This window comes from Enterobacter cloacae complex sp. CDL013 (genome assembly GCF_049238805.1).
Classification (GTDB): domain Bacteria; phylum Pseudomonadota; class Gammaproteobacteria; order Enterobacterales; family Enterobacteriaceae; genus Enterobacter; species Enterobacter hormaechei_C.
In genome coordinates, this window is record NZ_JBMKGT010000001.1 from 566,964 (window position 1) to 587,166 (window position 20,203).

General features: G+C 56.3%; 18 protein-coding genes and 5 tRNA genes. 18 read left to right on the plus strand and 5 right to left on the minus strand.

Annotated elements, in window-relative coordinates:
• The first annotated feature begins 187 nt into the window (after window positions 1-187).
• The 18 genes from ACOTXD_RS02725 (at window position 188) to ACOTXD_RS02810 (ending at window position 13,419) form a co-directional block, all read left to right on the plus strand.
• Window positions 188-841, plus strand: a complete 654-nt coding sequence (locus ACOTXD_RS02725; RefSeq protein ID WP_023323655.1) for a metal ABC transporter ATP-binding protein — start codon at window positions 188-190, stop codon at window positions 839-841.
• Window positions 838-1,698 (plus strand): metal ABC transporter permease, encoded by an 861-nt coding sequence (locus tag ACOTXD_RS02730; RefSeq protein WP_058652605.1) that lies wholly within the window; start codon window positions 838-840, stop codon window positions 1,696-1,698. The genes ACOTXD_RS02725 and ACOTXD_RS02730 overlap by 4 nt, the downstream gene beginning before the upstream one ends.
• A 14-nt stretch (window positions 1,699-1,712) precedes the next feature.
• Window positions 1,713-2,591, plus strand: coding sequence for a metal ABC transporter substrate-binding protein (locus ACOTXD_RS02735; RefSeq protein WP_022649141.1), 879 nt, complete (start codon window positions 1,713-1,715; stop codon window positions 2,589-2,591).
• Window positions 2,592-2,721: 130 nt separating this feature from the next.
• Complete coding sequence (pncC, locus tag ACOTXD_RS02740; RefSeq protein ID WP_003862172.1) at window positions 2,722-3,219, plus strand: nicotinamide-nucleotide amidase; 498 nt, start codon at window positions 2,722-2,724, stop codon at window positions 3,217-3,219.
• An 89-nt stretch (window positions 3,220-3,308) separates the two neighbouring features.
• The gene (gene recA / locus ACOTXD_RS02745) at window positions 3,309-4,367 is read left to right on the plus strand and encodes a recombinase RecA (protein WP_015571667.1); all 1,059 of its coding nucleotides are present in this window, start codon (window positions 3,309-3,311) and stop codon (window positions 4,365-4,367) included.
• Between the two features lie 68 nt (window positions 4,368-4,435).
• Window positions 4,436-4,936: a recombination regulator RecX gene (gene recX / locus ACOTXD_RS02750; protein WP_017382782.1), complete on the plus strand. Its 501-nt coding sequence runs from the start codon at window positions 4,436-4,438 to the stop codon at window positions 4,934-4,936.
• 131 nt (window positions 4,937-5,067) lie between these two features.
• Window positions 5,068-7,695 (plus strand): alanine--tRNA ligase, encoded by a 2,628-nt coding sequence (alaS, locus tag ACOTXD_RS02755; RefSeq protein ID WP_058647817.1) that lies wholly within the window; start codon window positions 5,068-5,070, stop codon window positions 7,693-7,695.
• A 241-nt stretch (window positions 7,696-7,936) separates the two neighbouring features.
• Window positions 7,937-8,122 (plus strand): carbon storage regulator CsrA, encoded by a 186-nt coding sequence (gene csrA / locus ACOTXD_RS02760; RefSeq protein WP_000906486.1) that lies wholly within the window; start codon window positions 7,937-7,939, stop codon window positions 8,120-8,122.
• A gap of 342 nt (window positions 8,123-8,464) precedes the next feature.
• Window positions 8,465-8,557: transfer RNA gene (locus ACOTXD_RS02765), tRNA-Ser, on the plus strand.
• Window positions 8,558-8,561: 4 nt separating this feature from the next.
• A tRNA-Arg gene (locus ACOTXD_RS02770) sits at window positions 8,562-8,638 on the plus strand.
• A 64-nt stretch (window positions 8,639-8,702) separates the two neighbouring features.
• Window positions 8,703-8,779 (plus strand) — tRNA-Arg (locus ACOTXD_RS02775).
• Between the two features lie 64 nt (window positions 8,780-8,843).
• A tRNA-Arg gene (locus ACOTXD_RS02780) sits at window positions 8,844-8,920 on the plus strand.
• Between the two features lie 65 nt (window positions 8,921-8,985).
• Window positions 8,986-9,062: transfer RNA gene (locus ACOTXD_RS02785), tRNA-Arg, on the plus strand.
• 251 nt (window positions 9,063-9,313) lie between these two features.
• The gene (gene yqaB, locus ACOTXD_RS02790; protein ID WP_045335677.1) at window positions 9,314-9,880 is read left to right on the plus strand and encodes a fructose-1-phosphate/6-phosphogluconate phosphatase; all 567 of its coding nucleotides are present in this window, start codon (window positions 9,314-9,316) and stop codon (window positions 9,878-9,880) included.
• The gene (locus tag ACOTXD_RS02795) at window positions 9,877-10,305 is read left to right on the plus strand and encodes a YqaA family protein (RefSeq protein ID WP_017692791.1); all 429 of its coding nucleotides are present in this window, start codon (window positions 9,877-9,879) and stop codon (window positions 10,303-10,305) included. The genes yqaB and ACOTXD_RS02795 overlap by 4 nt, the downstream gene beginning before the upstream one ends.
• Window positions 10,306-10,388: 83 nt before the next feature.
• On the plus strand, window positions 10,389-11,933 hold the full coding sequence (gshA, locus tag ACOTXD_RS02800) for a glutamate--cysteine ligase (RefSeq protein WP_023314710.1): 1,545 nt from the start codon (window positions 10,389-10,391) through the stop codon (window positions 11,931-11,933).
• Between the two features lie 152 nt (window positions 11,934-12,085).
• Window positions 12,086-12,601: an S-ribosylhomocysteine lyase gene (gene luxS, locus ACOTXD_RS02805; protein ID WP_003862180.1), complete on the plus strand. Its 516-nt coding sequence runs from the start codon at window positions 12,086-12,088 to the stop codon at window positions 12,599-12,601.
• A gap of 53 nt (window positions 12,602-12,654) precedes the next feature.
• Window positions 12,655-13,419 (plus strand): AraC family transcriptional regulator, encoded by a 765-nt coding sequence (locus ACOTXD_RS02810; protein WP_003862181.1) that lies wholly within the window; start codon window positions 12,655-12,657, stop codon window positions 13,417-13,419.
• Here ACOTXD_RS02810 and leuA read toward each other — a convergent pair.
• The 5 genes from leuA to ACOTXD_RS02835 form a co-directional block, all read right to left on the minus strand.
• The gene (gene leuA, locus ACOTXD_RS02815; RefSeq protein WP_032610003.1) at window positions 13,406-15,061 is read right to left on the minus strand and encodes a 2-isopropylmalate synthase; all 1,656 of its coding nucleotides are present in this window, start codon (window positions 15,059-15,061) and stop codon (window positions 13,406-13,408) included. The two genes, ACOTXD_RS02810 and leuA, sit on opposite strands and share 14 nt — an antisense overlap.
• Window positions 15,062-15,227: 166 nt before the next feature.
• Complete coding sequence (emrB, locus tag ACOTXD_RS02820) at window positions 15,228-16,775, minus strand: multidrug efflux MFS transporter permease subunit EmrB (protein ID WP_006811709.1); 1,548 nt, start codon at window positions 16,773-16,775, stop codon at window positions 15,228-15,230.
• A gap of 16 nt (window positions 16,776-16,791) precedes the next feature.
• Window positions 16,792-17,964 (minus strand): multidrug efflux MFS transporter periplasmic adaptor subunit EmrA, encoded by a 1,173-nt coding sequence (gene emrA / locus ACOTXD_RS02825; RefSeq protein WP_022651722.1) that lies wholly within the window; start codon window positions 17,962-17,964, stop codon window positions 16,792-16,794.
• A gap of 130 nt (window positions 17,965-18,094) precedes the next feature.
• Complete coding sequence (gene emrR, locus ACOTXD_RS02830; RefSeq protein ID WP_017694792.1) at window positions 18,095-18,625, minus strand: multidrug efflux transporter EmrAB transcriptional repressor EmrR; 531 nt, start codon at window positions 18,623-18,625, stop codon at window positions 18,095-18,097.
• Between the two features lie 314 nt (window positions 18,626-18,939).
• Window positions 18,940-20,124 (minus strand): MFS transporter, encoded by a 1,185-nt coding sequence (locus tag ACOTXD_RS02835; protein ID WP_032610002.1) that lies wholly within the window; start codon window positions 20,122-20,124, stop codon window positions 18,940-18,942.
• Window positions 20,125-20,203: the final 79 nt, after the last annotated feature.

Genomic DNA, 20,203 nt, shown 5'->3' on the forward strand with positions numbered 1-20,203 from the left:
TTCGCCACACTCCCATTTAACTCCCGCCGTTTACATCTCAATCGCCTTTCATTATTGTTATGTTATAACATTATTGAATTGAGATATCCATGTCCCTGTTTTCTCTCTCATCCTCGCTTCGGCTGCTGCTGGCGCTGGTGCTCATTCTGTTTCTCGGCCTGGCCGTGCGCTGGGCGGTGGCGTTGCCATGATCGTGATGAACGACCTGGTGGCGGGTTACGATCGCCAGCCCGTTACGCGCGCGCTGTCCGGCGTGATTGAACGCGGGAGCATGACCGCCATCGTCGGGGCCAACGGCTGCGGCAAATCCACGCTGCTGAAAACGCTCGCTGGCTTTATTCCGCCCGTCAGCGGTACGTTTCGCTGGCAGGGGAGACGTCCGGTGGTGGGCTGGCTGGCGCAGCGTCACGCGCTGGAGGCGCAATTTCCTCTGACCGTGCAGGACGTGGTGAGCATGGGCTGCTGGCCAGCAATCTCTCTGTTTGCCGGTTTTCGTCGGGATGCCCGCATGCGCATTGCCGGCGCGCTGGAGCGCGTGGGGCTGGAGTCCATGGCGTTCTCCACTATTGATGAACTTTCCGGCGGGCAATTCCAGCGCATGCTGTTTGCCCGCGTTTTAGTGCAGCAGGCACCGCTGGTGATGCTGGACGAACCCTTCACTGGCGTCGATGAAGCGACCTGCAACGTGCTGATGGATCTGATGCTGGAGATGTATATGCAGGGGCAGACTCTGCTGGCGGTACTGCACGACAGCGAACGCGTCTCGCGCCACTTCCCACAAACGTTGCGGCTGGACGCTGATACGCCGCACTGGAAAACCGAGCGGGTGAGGGTGGCATGATCTGGCATCTCTTCTTCCAGCCGTTTATTGAGTACGGCTTTATGCGGCGCGCGCTGGTGGTTTGCCTGGCGCTCTCCGTCAGCACCACTGCGCTGGGTGTATTCCTTCAGCTGCGTCGGATGAGCCTGATGGGGGACGCCCTTTCTCACGCCATTTTGCCGGGTGTCGCGGTGGGCTATCTGCTCAGCGGAATGTCGCTGCTGGCAATGACTGTCGGCGGGTTTATTGCCGGTATCGCCGTTGCGCTGGTGGCCGGGCTGGTCAGCCGCCGTACACCTCTTAAAGAGGATGCCAGCTTCGCGGGGTTTTACCTGGGTTCCCTGGCGCTGGGCGTCACGCTGGTGTCGCTGCGCGGTTCAAATGTCGATCTGCTTCATCTTCTGTTTGGCTCCATTCTCGCCGTGGATAGCGCGTCAGCCCTGTTCGTGACGGGGGTCTGCATGTTCACGCTCCTCACGCTGGCGATTTTTTATCGTGGGCTGGTCAGTGAAGCGTTCGATACTGCGTGGTTGCAGGTGAACGCGCGCTGGCTGCCCGGGATGTTACACGGTCTGTTTCTGGCGCTGCTGGTGCTCAACCTGGTGGCCGGTTTTCAGGTACTCGGCACGTTGATGGCCGTCGGGCTGATGATGTTACCCGCCGTGGCGGCACGCTGCTGGGTGCGCACACTGCCAGAATTACTTTTGATGGCGGGTATCAGCGGTATTTTTTGCGCGTGGCTGGGCTTAAGTCTTTCCTGGGCAGTGAGTCTGCCCGCAGGGCCCTCCATTGTGCTGACCGCCAGCGCATTGTTCTTTATTTCAGTTTTATTTGGCACGCGCAGCAGGCTGGCGGATAGCCTGCGGGCGCTTTTTTAACGCAAGGGGAAACGATGAAACGTACAGGGTTAGCCGTGGCGCTCGCGCTCGGCATGATGACGCACGGCGTAATGGCGAAAACGCTTAATGTGGTGACCAGCTTTTCCATCCTGGGAGACATCACGCAGCAGGTTGGCGGCGATCGTGTGAAGGTGACGACGCTGGTGGGGCCGGACGGTGATCCCCATACTTTCGAACCCTCGCCCAAAGACAGCGCGGCGCTGAGTAAAGCTGACGTGGTGGTGGTCAATGGGCTGGGGCTGGAGGGTTGGCTCGACCGTCTGGTAAAAGCTTCTGGATTCAAAGGCCAGCTGGTGGTTGCTTCGGACGGCGTGAAAACGCACACGCTGGAAGAGGACGGTAAAACCGTGACCGATCCGCACGCGTGGAACAGCGCGGCGAACGGCGCGCTGTATGCGCAAAATATTCTCTCAGGGCTGGTGAAGGCCGATCCTGAAGATACGGCGGCGCTTGAAGCTACCGGTAAACCCTATATTGCGCAGCTCTCTCAGCTGGACGGTTGGGCTAAAAAGCGTTTCAGCGACATCCCACAGGCGAAGCGCAAAGTGCTGACCAGCCACGACGCCTTCGGCTATTTCAGCCGCGCCTACGGCGTGACGTTTATGGCGCCGCAGGGGTTGTCGTCTGAGAGTGAAGCCAGCGCGGCGCAGGTAGCGGAGATCATCAACCAGATTAAAGCTGACGGCGTGAAAACCTGGTTCATGGAAAACCAGCTTGACCCGCGCCTGGTGAAGCAGATTGCGACCGCCACGGGCGCCCAGCCGGGCGGTGAACTTTACCCGGAAGCGCTGTCCGCGAAGGGCGGCGTGGCGGACACCTACGTCAAGGCGTTTCGCCACAATGTGGACACCCTCGCTAACAGCATGAAATAAGCGTCTCTCTGGCCGGTGCGCCCGCATCGGCTTTTTTCTGAAGCCCCCTCGTAAAACCCGACGCGCATCCCCATATTTGATGAGAAAGTGCTATCTTGTGCTGCATGTTTTTCTAAGGCCTGGAGCGAGAATGACTGACCATGAATTGATGCAGTTAAGCGAAGTGGTGGGGCTGGCGCTGAAACAGCGCGGCGCGACTCTCACGACCGCAGAATCCTGCACCGGCGGCTGGGTGGCGAAAGCAATTACCGATATTGCTGGCAGTTCCGCCTGGTTTGAACGCGGCTTTGTGACCTACAGTAACGAGGCTAAAGCGCAGATGATTGGCGTGCGTGAAGCTACGCTTGAGCAGCATGGCGCGGTCAGCGAACCGGTGGTGATCGAGATGGCGATTGGCGCGCTGAAAGAGGCGCGCGCAGATTACGCTATCTCCATCAGCGGTATCGCGGGGCCGGACGGCGGCAGCGACGTGAAGCCTGTCGGCACCGTCTGGTTTGGCTTTGCCACCTCAAAAGGTGAAGGGATCACCCGCCGGGAATGCTTTAGCGGCGATCGCGAAAGCGTGCGTCGTCAGGCAACGGAATACGCGTTAAAAACGCTCTGGCAACAATTTCTACAAAACACTTGATACTGTATGACTATACAGTATAATTGCCTCAACAGAACAGAAGTCCATGGTGAAGCGCAGTTGCTTCTCCCGGCATGACAGGAGTAATAATGGCTATCGACGAAAACAAACAGAAAGCGTTGGCGGCAGCACTGGGCCAGATCGAAAAGCAATTCGGTAAAGGCTCCATCATGCGCCTGGGTGAAGACCGTTCCATGGATGTGGAAACTATCTCCACTGGTTCGCTTTCTCTTGATATCGCACTGGGCGCTGGCGGTTTGCCGATGGGCCGTATCGTAGAAATCTACGGTCCGGAATCCTCGGGTAAAACCACCCTGACGTTGCAGGTTGTTGCGGCGGCACAGCGCGAAGGTAAAACCTGTGCGTTTATCGATGCCGAGCACGCGCTGGACCCGGTCTATGCCCGTAAACTGGGCGTTGATATCGACAACCTGCTGTGCTCCCAGCCGGACACCGGCGAGCAGGCACTGGAAATTTGTGACGCGCTGGCGCGCTCAGGTGCGGTTGATGTGATCATCGTCGACTCCGTTGCGGCGCTGACGCCAAAAGCGGAAATTGAAGGTGAAATCGGTGACTCTCACATGGGCCTCGCGGCACGTATGATGAGCCAGGCGATGCGTAAGCTGGCGGGTAACCTGAAGCAGTCCAATACGCTGCTGATCTTCATCAACCAGATCCGTATGAAAATTGGTGTAATGTTCGGTAACCCGGAAACTACCACCGGCGGTAACGCTCTGAAATTCTACGCTTCTGTCCGTCTGGATATCCGCCGTATCGGCGCGGTGAAAGAGGGGGATAACGTAGTCGGTAGCGAAACCCGCGTGAAGGTTGTGAAGAACAAAATCGCAGCACCGTTCAAACAGGCTGAGTTCCAGATCCTCTACGGCGAAGGTATCAACTTCCTCGGCGAGCTGGTTGACCTGGGCGTGAAAGAGAAGCTGATTGAAAAAGCGGGCGCATGGTACAGCTACAACGGTGACAAGATTGGTCAGGGTAAAGCGAATGCTATCTCCTGGCTGAAAGAGAACCCGGCGGCGGCGAAAGAGATTGAGAAGAAGGTGCGTGAACTCCTGCTGAACAACCAGGACTCTAAACCTGATTTCGTGGTCGACGGCGCGGATGCTGAAGAAACCAACGAAGACTTTTAATCCTCTCGGATAAAAATGAAGGGCTGCTGATGCGGCCCTTTTTGCATTTCTGAATCGACAGGTTTTTTATGAGTGAACCGACATCACGCCGACCAGCCTACTCACGCTTGCTGGATCGGGCCGTGCGTATTCTTGCCGTGCGTGACCATAGCGAACAGGAGCTGCGGCGGAAACTGTCAGCGCCCGTCATGAGCAAAAACGGTCCGGAAGACATTGATGCCACCGCGGAAGATTATGACCGCGTGGTTGCCTGGTGCTACGAGCATCACTATCTGGATGACGGCCGTTTTGCCGCTCGCTTTCTTGCCAGCCGTGGTCGTAAAGGCTATGGGCCAGCGCGTATCCGCCAGGAGCTGAACCAGAAAGGCGTTGCCCGTGAATCGATTGAAAAAGCCATGCGCGAAAGTGAAATTGACTGGTGCGAACTGGCGCGTGAGCAGGCGGTACGAAAGTACGGTGAGCCGCTGCCGCGTGAATTTTCAGAAAAAGTTAAAATCCAGCGCTTTTTGCTCTACCGCGGCTTCCTGATGGAAGATATTCAGGATATCTGGCGTAATTTTACCGATTGAACGCATGCGGGATTTTACTTCCCACTAAAGAAAACTTATCTTATTCCCACTTTTTCCAGTAGCTGGTCCGTCCAACTGTTTACAGATACAGATCTGCTGCGACATTTCGTTAGCTTGATTTCAGGATAATTATGAGCAAGAGCACCGCTGAGATCCGTCAGGCGTTTCTCGATTTTTTCCATAGTAAGGGACACCAGGTTGTTGCCAGCAGCTCCCTGGTACCGAACAATGACCCGACTCTGCTGTTTACCAACGCCGGGATGAACCAGTTCAAGGATGTGTTCCTTGGTCTCGACAAGCGTAATTATTCCCGCGCCACAACCTCACAGCGTTGCGTGCGTGCGGGCGGTAAACACAACGATCTGGAAAACGTCGGTTACACCGCGCGCCACCACACCTTCTTCGAAATGCTGGGTAACTTCAGCTTCGGCGACTACTTCAAACACGACGCCATTCAATACGCGTGGGAACTGCTGACCGGTGAAAACTGGTTCAATCTGCCGAAAGAGCGTCTGTGGGTGACCGTGTATGAGACCGATGACGAAGCGTTCGACATCTGGGAAAAAGAAGTGGGTATCCCTCGCGAACGTATCATCCGTATCGGTGACAACAAAGGCGCGCCTTACGCGTCTGATAACTTCTGGCAGATGGGCGACACCGGCCCTTGCGGTCCGTGCACCGAGATCTTCTACGATCATGGCGACCACATCTGGGGCGGCCCTCCGGGAAGCGCGGAAGAAGATGGCGATCGCTATATTGAGATCTGGAACATCGTCTTCATGCAGTTCAACCGTCAGGCCGACGGCACCATGGAGCCGCTGCCAAAACCGTCCGTAGATACCGGTATGGGCCTTGAGCGTATCGCGGCCGTTCTGCAACACGTTAACTCCAACTATGAGATTGACCTGTTCAGCACCCTGATCAAAGCCGTTGCTGAGGTAACGGGCGCAACCGATCTGAGCAACAAATCACTGCGCGTTATCGCAGACCATATTCGTTCCTGTGCGTTCCTGATTGCTGACGGCGTTATCCCGTCAAATGAAAACCGTGGCTATGTGCTGCGTCGTATCATTCGTCGTGCGATCCGCCATGGCAACATGCTGGGCGCGAAGGACACCTTCTTCTATAAACTCGTTGGGCCACTGATTGGCGTGATGGGCTCTGCCGGCGACGAGCTGAAACGCCAGCAGGCGCAGGTTGAACAGGTTCTGAAAACCGAAGAAGAGCAGTTTGCCCGTACGCTGGAGCGCGGTCTGGCGCTGCTGGACGACGAGCTGGCGAAACTCAAGGGCGACACGCTGGATGGCGAAACCGCTTTCCGCCTGTACGACACCTACGGCTTCCCGGTTGACCTGACGGCGGACGTTTGCCGCGAGCGCAACATCAAAGTTGACGAAGCAGGCTTTGAAGCCGCAATGGAAGAGCAGCGTCGTCGTGCGCGTGAATCCAGCGGTTTTGGCGCAGACTACAACGCGATGATCCGCGTTGATAGCGCGTCTGAATTTAAAGGCTACGAAGAGCTGGCCCTGACCAGCAACGTAACCGCGCTGTTTGTTGACGGTAAAGCCGTAGACAGCATTAGCGCGGGTCAGGACGCGGTTGTTATCCTGGATAAAACGCCGTTCTATGCGGAATCGGGCGGTCAGGTTGGCGATAAAGGCGAACTGAAAGGCAATGGCTTCAGCTTCAGCGTAAGCGATACCCAGAAATACGGTCAGGCGATTGGTCACCAGGGCAAACTGGTTTCCGGTTCTCTGAAAGTGGGCGAGGGCGTTCAGGCCAACGTTGACGAAGCTCGCCGCGCGCGCATTCGTCTGAACCACTCGGCAACCCACCTGATGCATGCAGCCCTGCGCGAAGTGCTGGGTACGCACGTTGCACAGAAAGGTTCTCTGGTTAATGACAAAGTGCTGCGTTTCGACTTCTCACATTTTGAAGCGATGAAGCCATCTGAAATTCGTGCGGTGGAAGACCTGGTGAATGCCCAGATCCGCCGTAACCTGCCAATCGAAACCCACATCATGGATCTCGAGGCAGCGAAGAAGAAAGGTGCGATGGCGCTGTTTGGCGAGAAATATGACGACCGCGTTCGCGTGCTGAGCATGGGCGACTTCTCTACCGAACTGTGTGGCGGTACTCACGCATCCCGCACCGGTGACATCGGCTTGTTCCGCATCGTTTCCGAGTCGGGGACGGCGGCAGGCGTGCGTCGTATTGAGGCGGTGACCGGGGAAGGCGCAATTGACAGCCTGCATGCGCAGAGCGACCAGCTACACGAGATCGCGCAGCTGCTGAAAGGCGATAGCCAGAACCTGGGCGAAAAAGTGCGTGTCGCGCTGGATCGTACCCGTCAGCTGGAAAAAGAACTCCAGCAGCTGAAAGAACAGGCTGCGGCGCAGGAGAGCGCAAACCTCTCCAGCAAAGCGGTAGACATTAAGGGCGTCAAACTGCTGGTCAGCGATCTGGCGGGCGTTGAGCCTAAGATGCTGCGTACCATGGTCGACGATCTGAAGAACCAGCTTGGTTCGACGGTTATCGTGCTGGCAACGGTCGCAGAGGGTAAGGTTTCTCTGATTGCGGGCGTCTCTAAGGATGTGACGGATCGTGTCAAAGCAGGGGAACTGATTGGCATGGTCGCCCAGCAGGTGGGTGGCAAAGGTGGCGGTCGTCCGGACATGGCGCAAGCCGGTGGTACGGATGCGGCGGCACTTCCCGCGGCATTAGCCAGCGTTGAAAGCTGGGTAAGCGCGAAACTGTAATAACTACAAAGCACAAGCAGACGCCATAGCGGTAACGTTATGGCGTCTTGCTCACTGCGCTATCGATAACGATAAAGTCAGGTTGAGTTTGTGTATATCGGCTAAACTTACGTTTAACAGAATGTGATGCCGTGACTGCTTACACTTTACGTGTTTGTCATCGCTTACTTTTTGGCGTTATATGATGGATAATGCCGGGATACAAGAGACCCGACTCTTTTAATCTTTCAAGGAGCAAAGAATGCTGATTCTGACTCGTCGAGTTGGTGAGACCCTCATGATTGGGGATGAGGTCACCGTGACAGTTTTAGGGGTAAAGGGTAACCAGGTACGTATTGGTGTTAACGCTCCTAAAGAAGTATCTGTCCACCGTGAAGAGATCTACCAGCGTATCCAGGCTGAAAAATCCCAGCAGTCCAGTTACTGATATTGTCGCGTCTCGCTGTCGGGCGAGACGCAACCCTCCTGTTATTTTTCCTGCATAAAGTTACCGTTCTATTTCAAACGCTTCGTTTTTGACCACTCTCATAACCTTATCTCATCCAAATGACGCGCTTCTCTCAACAGAATTCTGTGAAGATGTCTGCAAAATCCGCTTATAAAACACTCTCTTTGCGGCTTTTACATGCGAATTGCGTGCGAATTGTGCAAACGAAAAAAGCATGTGGAAAATTGTTTGACTTATAAGTCCCAGAAAGTAATATATGCGCCACGCAGCGACGAGAAGCTCTTAACGAGTTGCTCGAAGCACTCGAAAGAGGCGTTGTGTGGTGAGGTGGCCGAGAGGCTGAAGGCGCTCCCCTGCTAAGGGAGTATGCGGTCAAAAGCTGCATCCGGGGTTCGAATCCCCGCCTCACCGCCATTTTGCATCCGTAGCTCAGCTGGATAGAGTACTCGGCTACGAACCGAGCGGTCGGAGGTTCGAATCCTCCCGGATGCACCATCTATTACTTCATATTGCTTTCGAAGTGATATGAATATCGAGCAGTACAGTAGTAAATCCCGATGCATCCGTAGCTCAGCTGGATAGAGTACTCGGCTACGAACCGAGCGGTCGGAGGTTCGAATCCTCCCGGATGCACCATTTTTTACTTCATATTGCTTTTGAAGTGATATGAGTATCGAGAAGTACAGCAGTAAATCCCGATGCATCCGTAGCTCAGCTGGATAGAGTACTCGGCTACGAACCGAGCGGTCGGAGGTTCGAATCCTCCCGGATGCACCATATTTTACTTTGTGTTGCTTTTGAAGCGATACCGAGTATCAGCAGTAACAGTAGTAAATCCCGATGCATCCGTAGCTCAGCTGGATAGAGTACTCGGCTACGAACCGAGCGGTCGGAGGTTCGAATCCTCCCGGATGCACCATATTCTCCTGGATAACAGCGATGCTGTTGTTTTAAGGTATGCGAGTTAATCGCAAGCACCAGGGAGGATAACGTTGCTTTAGCAACGGCCCGCAGGGCGAGGCGTAAGCCGAGTAATCCTCCCGGATGCACCATCTTCTCCCCCCTTTGTTTATTCCTTCGACGTTCCGTCAGCAATCACGCTCTCTGTCAGCGACAAAAATCCCCTTTTACGATAAAGTAATGCTTTGTTAATCGTTTAGCGAGAGCACGATGTACGCACAGTATGACGGTTTGATCTTCGACATGGACGGCACCCTCCTGGATACCGAACCCACGCATCGTCAGGCCTGGACCGAAGTCCTGGGCCGTTACGGTATGCGTTTCGATTTACAGGCGATGATTGCCCTCAACGGATCGCCCACCTGGCGTATCGCACAGGCCGTGATTGAGCTGAATCAGGCCGATCTCGACCCTCATCAGCTCGCGCGTGAAAAAACCGACGCGGTAAAAGCCATGCTGTTAGACACCGTGCAGCCTTTACCACTCATTGACGTCGTCAAGGAGTGGCACGGCCGTCGTCCTATGTCTGTCGGTACGGGCAGCGAGAGCGCGATTGCTGAAGCGCTACTCAATCACCTTGGCCTGCGCCACTATTTTTCTGCCGTCGTTGCCGCCGATCATGTTAAACATCATAAACCCGCACCGGATACCTTCCTGCTCTGTGCAGAATTAATGGGTGTTCCACCTGCAAAATGCGTGGTGTTTGAAGATGCTGATTTTGGTATTCAGGCCGCGCGTGATGCCGGAATGGCGGCGGTGGACGTTCGCTTACTGTGAGTGACGCGCTGTCACTCGCTTCATTATTCGCCAGCAGTTTTTTAAGCTCCACCCTCTTACCGGGGAATTCGGAAGTGGTGCTGGTGGCGATGCTGTTGTCCGGCGTAAGTCAGCCCTGGTTGCTGGTCTTAATAGCAACAATGGGTAATAGCCTTGGAGGGCTGACTAACGTTATTCTTGGACGTTTCTTTCCGCTACGCGAAAAATCTCGCTGGCAGGAAAAGGCAGTGGGCTGGCTAAAACGCTATGGCGCTGCCACGCTGTTATTAAGCTGGATGCCTGTAATAGGCGATTTACTGTGTCTGCTGGCGGGATGGATGCGCATCTCCTGGGGACCGGTGCTCTTTTTTTTGTGCCTTGGCAAGGCGTTACGCTATGTTTTACTGGCATGGGTAACACTACAGGGTATGACGTGGTGGCACTAATTGGTGGAATGAATTCGCGACCTTCAATCGTCAACCATTACAATTATGCTGAGTGACAATTTTTTGACAGGCGGGAGGTCAAATTGATCCCGGACGTATCACAGGCGCTGGCCTGGCTGGAAAATCACCCTCAGGCACTGAAGGGGATTCAGCGTGGGCTTGAGCGCGAAACGCTGCGCGTAAATGCGGATGGTAGCTTAGCGACTACGGGACACCCGAAGGCGTTAGGCTCGGCGCTGACACATAAATGGATCACAACCGATTTCGCCGAAGCGCTGCTGGAGTTCATCACGCCAGTAGACGGTGATATTGATCATATGCTGACGATCATGCGCGACGTGCATCGCTTCACCGCCCGCAACCTCGGCGACGAGCGTATGTGGCCGCTCAGCATGCCGTGCTATATCGAGCAGGGGCAGGATATCGAGCTGGCGCAGTACGGTACCTCGAATATTGGTCGGCTGAAAACGCTGTATCGCGAAGGACTGAAAAACCGCTACGGCGCACTGATGCAGACGATCTCTGGCGTGCACTACAACTTTTCTCTGCCGATGGCGTTCTGGCAGGCGAAGTGCGGTGAAACGGATAAAGAAGCGATCTCCGCGGGCTACTTCCGCCTGATCCGCAACTACTACCGTTTTGGCTGGGTTATTCCGTATCTGTTCGGCGCGTCCCCGGCTATCTGTTCATCGTTCCTGCAAGGGAAACCGACCACGCTACCGTTCGAGAAGACCGAATGTGGCATGTATTACCTGCCATACGCGACCTCCCTGCGCCTGAGCGACCTTGGCTATACCAATAAATCGCAAAGCAATCTCGGAATTACGTTTAACGATCTGCACGAATATGTGGCAGGCTTGAAGCGGGCGATAAAAACCCCGTCGGAAGAGTACGAAAAAATCGGCCTCGAAAAAGACGGCAAACGCCTGCAAATTAACACCAACGTGTTGCAGATTGAAAATGAACTGTATGCGCCGATTCGTCCGAAGCGCGTGACGCGCAGCGGTGAAACGCCGTCGGATGCGCTACAGCGCGGCGGGATCGAATACATTGAAGTGCGCTCGCTGGATATCAACCCGTTCTCACCGATTGGCGTTGACGAGCAGCAGGTTCGTTTCCTTGACCTGTTTATGGTCTGGTGCGTACTGGCGGATGCGCCGGAAATGAGTTCCGACGAACTGCTGTGTACCCGTGCCAACTGGAATCGCGTGATTCTGGAAGGGCGCAAGCCGGGCCTGACGTTAGGTATTGGCTGTGAAACGGCTCAGTTCCCACTGTCTAAGGTAGGGAAGGATCTGTTCCATGACCTGAAGCGCGTAGCCCAGACGCTGGATAGCGTGTACGGCGGCGAAGCTTACCAGAAGGTCTGCGACGAACTGGTTGAAAGCTTTGATAACCCGGAACGGACATTCTCAGCACGTATTCTGCGTTCTATGATTGAGCAGGGAATTGGTGGCACAGGGCGTTCACTCTCAGCGGAGTACCGTGAGATGCTGATGCAGGAGCCGTTAGAGATCCTGAGCGAAGCGGATTTTGTGGCAGAGCGCGATGCGTCCGTTGTGCGTCAGAAAGAGGTCGAAGCGGCAGATACTGAGTCGTTTGAGGCGTTTCTGGCGAAGCAGGCCTGAACCAAAAGAAAAAGGCCACATCGCTGTGGCCAAAATATACATCTCTGAATTCAGGGATGATGATAACAAATGCGCGTCTTTCATATACTCAGACGCGCATTCTGTAGAAGAGTTCAGTTTATTTTAAAAAAAATCACTATCGGAGGTGACGTATGCCGTTATTAGATAGCTTTACTGTCGACCATACCCGTATGGAAGCACCAGCAGTCCGCGTGGCGAAGACCATGAACACGCCGCACGGCGACACGATCACCGTTTTCGACCTGCGCTTCTGCGTGCCGAATAAAGAAGTGATGCCAGAGAAAGGCATTCACACACTGGAACACCTGTTCGCCGGATTCATGCGCGACCACCTGAACGGCAACGGCGTGGAGATCATCGATATCTCTCCGATGGGCTGCCGCACCGGTTTCTACATGAGCCTGATTGGTCAGCCTGAAGAAAAACGCGTCGCGGATGCGTGGAAAGCGGCGATGGAAGACGTGCTGAAGGTGAAAGAGCAGAACCAGATCCCTGAGCTGAACGTTTACCAGTGCGGCACTTACCAGATGCACTCTCTGGAAGAAGCTCAGGAGATTGCCCGTCATATCATCGAACGTGATGTTCGTGTAAACAGCAACGACGAGCTGGCCCTGCCAAAAGAAAAACTTCAGGAACTGCACATTTAGTATCGTGCCTGTGGATGCCCGGTGGCGCTTCGCTGACCGGGCCTACAATCCTGATGACGACAACCACCACCTTCTCCTTTACCCATCGCCCGCTTGTGCCGTTTTCGCATGATTATGCTCATGGCGACAGCGAGCCGTGGCATCAGCACGACTGCGCGCAGCTCCTGCACAGCCTCACCGGCGTCGTGCGGGTGGATACCGCATCCGGCTGCTGGGTGGTGCCGCCCGGTCGCGGCGTCTGGCTACCTGCGGGTACGCAGCACGCCCTGCGCATCACCGGCAACGTTGCCGCCCGCACGCTGTTTATCGACCCGCTGGCGCGCGCCGATCTCCCGGCGACCTGCCAGATCGTGCAGATCTCGCCCCTGCTGCGCGAGCTGATCCTGACCTCCCTTACGCTTCCTGAATCTTACGCACCCGGAAGCCGCGATGAACGTGTTTATGAGCTGATCCTCGATGAAATTCGTCTCATGCCGGTGCTGCCGTTTCACCTGCCCGAGCCGGAAAGCGAAGCGCTGCGCCATCTCTGCCAGCAGATTCGAATGGCCCCGGGAGAAAGCTGGAGCAGCGCCCAGGCCGCAGGTATTGTGGGGATGAGCGAACGCACGCTGAACCGTCATTTTCAGCAGCAGACAGGCCTGAGCTACGGCGAATGGGTGAGAAGGGCGCGACTGCTGGAAGCCTTAGTGCGGCTGGCGCAGGGCCAGCCGGTATTACGCGTGGCGCTGGATCTGGGGTATGGCAGCCACAGCGCCTTTACGGCAATGTTTCGCCGGGTAATGGGTCTCTCACCCAGCGATTACTTCAGGAACGACTGACCGCGTTAAAAAGCGCCTGAATCGACGCGCGTGCCACGTCGCTGTCGATGCCCACGCCCCAGCGGCTGGTCCCATCCTGGAACAGGCAGCGGATATAGGCCACCGAGCGGCTGTCGCTGCGTTCGCCTAACGTATGTTCGTGATAATCCTTGATCACAAACGACGCGTTGATCCAGCGGCTTAAGCCGTGAGCGGCGGCGGAGAGCAAACCGTTTCCCTGGCCTTCCAGCTGGCGGGTGCCCCCATGCGTGGCGACGCTTGCCGTCAGCCGCAGCTGGCCGTCCTGCTGGCTGTCGCTGCGGTACGATTGCAGCGCTAATGGCGGGCTCGCCACCAGGCCGTAACGGGCGCGGAACAGCTGCCAGAGCGCATTCTGCGTCATCTCTTTTCCATGGTTATCCGTTTCCTGCTGCACGTGCTGGCTAAAATCCTGTTGCAGGGCGCGAGGCAATTTCAGGCCGTGGTTTTGCTCAATAAGCCAGGCGCTTCCGCTTTTTCCTGACTGGCTGTTCACGCGGATCACCGCTTCATAGGTACAGCCAATATCCTGCGGGTCGACGGGCAGATAGGGCATCTCCCAACGTTCGCCAGGCTTACGGGCATCGAAACCTTTCTTGATGGCATCCTGGTGCGAGCCGGAGAAGGCGGTGTAAGCCAGACGACCCGCCCACGGATGGCGCGGATGGACGGGCAGCTGGTTGCAGGTTTCTACCGTTTCAACCACCCGATTCATATCGCTGAAATCCAGATTCGGGCTAATGCCCTGGCTGTAGAGGTTCATCGCCAGCGTCACCAGGCAGACGTTGCCCGTGCGCTCACCGTTGCCAAACAGGCAGCCCTCCACGCGGTCAGCCCCGGCCATGACGGCCAGCTCCGCGCTGGCGACGCCCGTTCCGCGATCGTTATGCGGATGTACGCTGATACAGACGTCACTGCGGCGGCTGAAGTGGCGGCAGAAATACTCGATCTGGTCAGCATAGACGTTCGGCGTGCTCACTTCGACGGTAGCGGGCAGGTTGACGATCATCGGACGCGCCGCGCACGGCTGCCAGATCTCCGCCACGGCTTCACAAATCTCCAGCGCAAACTCCGGTTCGGTAAAGCAGAAGGTTTCCGGGGAGTATTCGTACTGCCAGCGGGTGTCAGGGTTCTCTTCACACAGCTGACGAATCAGGCGCGTCGCGCGCGTCGCCAGCTCGACGATTTGCGCTTTCTCCATGCCGAATACCAGACGGCGGAACAGCGGGGCGGTAGCGTTATACAGGTGAACGGTGGCCTGCTTCGCGCCGCGCAGGGAGTCGAAAGTGCGATGGATAAGATCGTCCCGCGCCTGCGTTAACACCTGAATGGTGACGTCATCCGGGATGCGGTTCTCCTCAATCAGCTGACGTACAAAATTAAAGTCCGTCTGCGAGGCGGACGGGAAGGCGACTTCTATTTCTTTAAACCCGCAGGTCAGCAGCAGATCCCAGAATTGCAGCTTGCGCGCGCTGTCCATCGGCTCGGCCAGCGCCTGGTTACCGTCGCGTAAGTCGGTCGAGAGCCAACGCGGGGCGCAGGTGATAATCTGCTCCGGCCAGCGGCGGTCGGGCAACGAAAGGGTGGGGTAAGGCTGGTATTTGTCGGCGGGTGTGTTCAGCATGGTGCGCTCCTGTTGTCTTTTCACTATCGTGAATCGATTTCAGGCGCGCTGCTTTATCGGAACTGACAATCGCTGTCGCGTTTTGGACAACCGTAGAAGTTGCCCGGTGGCGCTGCGCTTACCGGGCCTACGATCGTAGGCCGGGTAAGGCGTCCTGTAATGAGGGCTAATGCGCCCCACCGCCCCCGCTACCGGCCCCAAACGGTGGTTTGGCAAACCACACCAGCCCCAGCAGGACGATAAAGATCCCCGCCGATATCCAGAAAATCTCGTTTGCCGAGATAATCAGCCCCTGGTTGGTGATCTGCTGGGCAAGCCAGCCGGACGCCTGCTGCTCCGTCATCCCCATCCCCTCAAGCTGGCTATACATCTGCTGAGCGTTAGGGTTGAACGGGTTCACCGCTTCGGTGAGTTGAGCATGGTGCATCGATTCCCGGTTGGTCCACAGCGTGGTGGTGATCGATGTCCCGATGGAGCCCGCCAGCGTACGGGTGAAGTTCGACAGGCTCGATGCCGCCGCCATCCGCTCAGGCGGCAAGCCGGAAAGCGTAATGGTGGTCAGCGGCATGAAGAAGCACGCTACGGCGAAGCCCTGAATAAACTGTGGCCACGCGGAGGCGCCAAAGTCCATTCCCGGTTCAAACGTATACGCGCGCCAGTAGAAGCACACGGCGTACATGATGAAGCTGAACGTCACCAGCCTGCGCATGTCGAGCTTATGGGCGAAACGGCCAATAATCGGCGACAGCAGAACCGGAATTAACCCCACCGGCGCGGAGGCCAGCCCCGCCCAGGTTGCGGTATAGCCGTACACCTCCTGCAACAGCTGCGGCAGCAGAACAATCGCGCCGAAGTAGAGCATATAGGCGAGGCTGATACACAGGCAGCCGATGGTGAAGTTTCGCGATTTAAACAACGAGAGGTCGACTATCGGGTTATCGTCCGTCAGCTCCCAGACAATCAGGAAGCTGATGGCCACCACAGCGACCACCGTCAGCACGATGATTTCCGTAGAGGCGAACCAGTCCAGCTCTTTGCCGCGGTCGAGCATGATTTGCAGGCTGCCGATGCCGACAACCAGCAGTGCCAGCCCGATGCCGTCGATCCGCCGCTGTTCAGTCCGCGTTTCGCGACCACGCAAAGACTGTAGCGTCATCAGTACCACCAGCGCACCGATGGGTACGTTGATGAAGAAGATCCAGCCCCAGTGATAGTTATCGCTGATATAGCCGCCGAGGATTGGCCCGCAAATTGGGGCGACAATCACCGTCATCGACCACAGCGCGAGCGCGATGGAGCGTTTGGCGGGCGGATAGTTGTTCAGCAGCAAACTCTGCGACAGCGGAATCAACGGCCCGGCGACAATCCCCTGGATGACGCGGAAGAAAATCAGCATCGTCAGGCTACTGGACATGCCGCAGGCCCAGGAGGCCAGCACGAACAGGATCGTCGACCAAAGGAACAGCTTCACTTCACCGACGCGCTTCGCCAGCCAGCCGGTGATGGGAATGGAGATGGCGTTCGCCACCCCGAACGAGGTAATGACCCAGGTCCCCTGGCTCAGCGATGAGCCAAGGTTCCCGGCGATCGTAGGGATCGCCACGTTTGCGATGGTGGAGTCCAGCACCTGCATGAATGTCGCCAGCGACAGCGCAATGGTCATAATGACCAGTTGCGCCCCCTCCAGCGGTTTTTGCGGCTTTTGCTGTTGCATAACGCTCACCTTCGGCTTAACCGGCGTTTGCCTTCACGATGTCATCGATCAGCTTATTGACCGGATCGAGGCTAATTTCACGGGCGTTACTTTCATAAGCTGGCGTACTGCGCACCTGGCTTGCGAGGATCTGACCGTCGCGGTTGGCGGTATCGACCGTCACCAGCGTGGAAAGGCCAATTCGCAGCGGATGGTCTGCCAGCTGCTTAGGATCCAGTTCGATACGCACAGGCAAGCGCTGTACCACTTTGATCCAGTTGCCGGTGGCGTTCTGTGCAGGCAGCAGGCTAAACGCGCTGCCGGTCCCCATGTCCAGACCGACCACTTTCCCGGTGTACTTGATGTCATCGCCGTAAATATCGCTGACCACAGTTGCGGTTTGGCCGATACGCATATGCGCCAGCTGGGTCTCTTTGAAGTTCGCATCGACCCACAGATTGTTCGCCGGAACGACCGCCATCAGCGGCGTGGTGGTGCTAATCTGCGCCCCTGGCTGTACGGAACGACGGGAAACGTAGCCGGTCATCGGGCTGACGATTTTGGTACGTTGCAGGGCAAGCCATGCGTTACGCACTTCGGTCGCCGCCTGTTTCACCGCCGGCTGGTTTTCCAGAGAAGTACCCAGCACCATCGCCTGATTAGCGTTGTACTGTTGGATCGCCACGTCCAGCTGCGCCTGTGCGCTGGCCACCGCATCGCGGGCGTGCTGCAACTCTTCACGGCCAATCAGGTTGGCGGTGCCGAGAGGAACACGACGATTGAGGTCGCTCTGCGCCTGAGCCAGCGCCGTTTTCTGCACGTCGATATTGGCCTGAAGCTGCTTGCTGTTGATCATCAGCTGGCGGGTCTGGCGAACGCTGGAGGCCAGCGCCGTCTGTGCTTTTTCAAAAGCCTGTTGGGCGTCGGTAGGATCGAGCGTGACCAGCACATCGCCTTTTTTCACAAAGTCGGTGTTATCAGCCCAGACTTTCGTCACGCTGCCTGACACCTGGGCCATGATTTGAACCTGATTCCCTGCCACGTATGCATCGTCTGTCTCTTCAACATGACGCAAGACTAAAAACCAATAGATCCCATATGCCACGGCAATAATAATAAAGAGCAAGGTCAGCAGAATAAGGGCGCTCTTACGTTTGCCCTTTTTGTTGACCGGTTGCTGCGGGGGGGTGTTCTCCGCATTTGCGCTCATTGTTGTTCTCCACGATCTTTTTATTTTCACATCGGCTGAGCCGACCTGTTGTCAGAAAGGCCAGCAGTTTCACGTGCTGGCCTGTCAGTTTTTCTTTTTAGCAATCTGGAATGTTGAGCGGATCGTCGCGTTAGCGCAGCGCCTCAAGGATGACGCCATCTTCATCCATCTGGTCCAGACGGGTGAGCAGCTTGCGAGTAATATGCTCAAGCTGGTCGCGCTCGGCGGTGCTGAGGGCAGACCAGAGCTGGTGCAGGCAGTTGTGCTGCGGTGGCAGCACTTCGCGCAAGAATTCGTGACCTTTCTCGGTCAGTTGCAGATGCAGGCAGCGGCGATCGTTATCGCTTTCACGGCGTTCAATCCAGCCGCGCTTTTCCAGTTCATCCGCGATACGGGTTGCATTGGTACGGGATGACCCCAGCGCACAGCTCAGTTCCGATGGCTGAATGCTGTGATTTTCCTGAGACTCCAGCGTAATCAACGCCATAAACAACGTCTCGTTAATCCCTTGCGCTTTCAGCATCTTGTTACGATTTTCCAGCAGCTTACCCTGCATGTGCATGCACAGGCGGGTCAGCAGAATTTCCTGATACGGGAAGTCCTCATGACGACTGGCGCGGAACTTAAGCATTTGTTCAATGGGCGTAAACGAACTATCCATTTTGGGCATAACCTCATTAATTACAGCCGATATAGTAACGACAGTGACAAATAATGTAAATGAATTATTTGTGCGGTTATATCCGCCAAACGTATGTCACCATCAGAAAGCGCCGGGTAAATCCGTGACCCGGTGAGCACAGAGAGTGTGGGGTGTGTACCCGCGAAAGAGGGGATGTGAGGACAGGGGTCTGAACTATTCATGCCGGTAGTAAATATGTCACACACAGTAAAATTTCTGGGATAAATGATTGCTGTTACCTTAACAGATGCAGGCCCCCTTTACACCCCGGGGGGCCCAAAGCAATGTAAAACTTAGTGAATTGCTTCCTGACGGTGATAGCCGCGCCACCATACCAGCAGATTTATCGCCGCGACGATGGCGCCGATGGCGCACACGCCCGTCCAGCCCGCATGCTGCCAGGCGGAGGCTGAGATGAGCGAGCCCGCCGCGCCGCCGATAAAGTAGCTGGTCATGTACCCGGCCGTCAGACGGTTACGGGCGTCCGGCTTCATGCGGTAAATCACGGTCTGGTTGGTGATGTGTACGCCCTGCACGGTGAGGTCTAGCACCAGAATACCGACAATCAGCGCCAGCACGGAGACGTGTCCGTACCAGATGGCCGCCCAGGAGAGCAGGAGTAAAACCAGCCCTGCGGAGGTGGTCATATGAGATTTACCTTTATCGGCCAGCCCACCCGCCGGGCGCGCGCCCAGTGCGCCAGCCGCGCCTGCCAGCCCGAACAGGCCAATCACGCCTTCTGAGTAGTTAAACGGTGGCGCGGCGAGCAGAAACGCCATCGACGTCCATAAGATGCTGAAGTTGGCGAAGGTGAGACACCCCAGAATGGCGCGCGTGCGCAGGAGTTTATCCCGGGTGAAGAGGCTGAAAACGGAGGCGAGGAGCTGCGGATAGTTCAGGTGATTTTCCTGCTTCACCTTTGGCAGGCCGCGCCACAGGGCCAGCGCCATGATAAGCATCAGCACGCTCGCCACCCAGTAAACGGTGCGCCAGCCGCCGAGGCTCGCCAGCAGCCCGGCAACGGTTCGCGCCAGCAGGATGCCCAGCAGCAGGCCGCTCATGATAGTACCGACCACTTTGCCGCGTTTTTCCGGGGAAGCCAGCGTCGCGGCGAGGGGAACCAGAATTTGCGCCACCACCGAGAACAGCCCCGTCAGCGCGGTGCCGATAATCATCATCGTTAACGACTGGCTGCTGGCGGTGATCAACATTCCGCCCGCCGCCAGCAGCGTCATGGAGACGATAAGCATCCGGCGCTCAAACATATCGCCTAATGGCACCAGGAACAGCAGCCCGGCCGCATAGCCGAGCTGTGCTGCGGTGACAATAAAGCCGGCGGAGCTGGCTGAAAGATCGAAGGCGCGTGCGATGGTGTCGAGCAGTGGTTGTGCGTAATAGTTGCTGGCGACGGCCAGACCCGTTGCCACGGACATTAAAAGGATGAGTGCGGGGCTAAGCCCTTGAGTTGTTTTTGTCATTAGTTTCAGGAATCGTGAGTTAAGTGATTATTTTTCCGGAAACATAATAACCAATGATGGTGAATGTTGGGGAATTGTT

What these genes read in the sequence shown, in the direction of transcription:
- ACOTXD_RS02725 (WP_023323655.1), top strand. Translation starts at nt 188, where the DNA reads ATGATCGTGATGAACGACCTGGTGGCGGGTTACGATCGCCAGCCCGTT.
- ACOTXD_RS02730 (WP_058652605.1), top strand. Translation starts at nt 838, where the DNA reads ATGATCTGGCATCTCTTCTTCCAGCCGTTTATTGAGTACGGCTTTATG.
- ACOTXD_RS02735 (WP_022649141.1), top strand. Translation starts at nt 1,713, where the DNA reads ATGAAACGTACAGGGTTAGCCGTGGCGCTCGCGCTCGGCATGATGACG.
- pncC (WP_003862172.1), top strand. Translation starts at nt 2,722, where the DNA reads ATGACTGACCATGAATTGATGCAGTTAAGCGAAGTGGTGGGGCTGGCG.
- recA (WP_015571667.1), top strand. Translation starts at nt 3,309, where the DNA reads ATGGCTATCGACGAAAACAAACAGAAAGCGTTGGCGGCAGCACTGGGC.
- recX (WP_017382782.1), top strand. Translation starts at nt 4,436, where the DNA reads ATGAGTGAACCGACATCACGCCGACCAGCCTACTCACGCTTGCTGGAT.
- alaS (WP_058647817.1), top strand. Translation starts at nt 5,068, where the DNA reads ATGAGCAAGAGCACCGCTGAGATCCGTCAGGCGTTTCTCGATTTTTTC.
- csrA (WP_000906486.1), top strand. Translation starts at nt 7,937, where the DNA reads ATGCTGATTCTGACTCGTCGAGTTGGTGAGACCCTCATGATTGGGGAT.
- yqaB (WP_045335677.1), top strand. Translation starts at nt 9,314, where the DNA reads ATGTACGCACAGTATGACGGTTTGATCTTCGACATGGACGGCACCCTC.
- luxS (WP_003862180.1), top strand. Translation starts at nt 12,086, where the DNA reads ATGCCGTTATTAGATAGCTTTACTGTCGACCATACCCGTATGGAAGCA.
- ACOTXD_RS02810 (WP_003862181.1), top strand. Translation starts at nt 12,655, where the DNA reads ATGACGACAACCACCACCTTCTCCTTTACCCATCGCCCGCTTGTGCCG.
- leuA (WP_032610003.1), bottom strand. Translation starts at nt 15,061, where the DNA reads ATGCTGAACACACCCGCCGACAAATACCAGCCTTACCCCACCCTTTCG.
- emrB (WP_006811709.1), bottom strand. Translation starts at nt 16,775, where the DNA reads ATGCAACAGCAAAAGCCGCAAAAACCGCTGGAGGGGGCGCAACTGGTC.
- emrA (WP_022651722.1), bottom strand. Translation starts at nt 17,964, where the DNA reads ATGAGCGCAAATGCGGAGAACACCCCCCCGCAGCAACCGGTCAACAAA.
- emrR (WP_017694792.1), bottom strand. Translation starts at nt 18,625, where the DNA reads ATGGATAGTTCGTTTACGCCCATTGAACAAATGCTTAAGTTCCGCGCC.
- ACOTXD_RS02835 (WP_032610002.1), bottom strand. Translation starts at nt 20,124, where the DNA reads ATGACAAAAACAACTCAAGGGCTTAGCCCCGCACTCATCCTTTTAATG.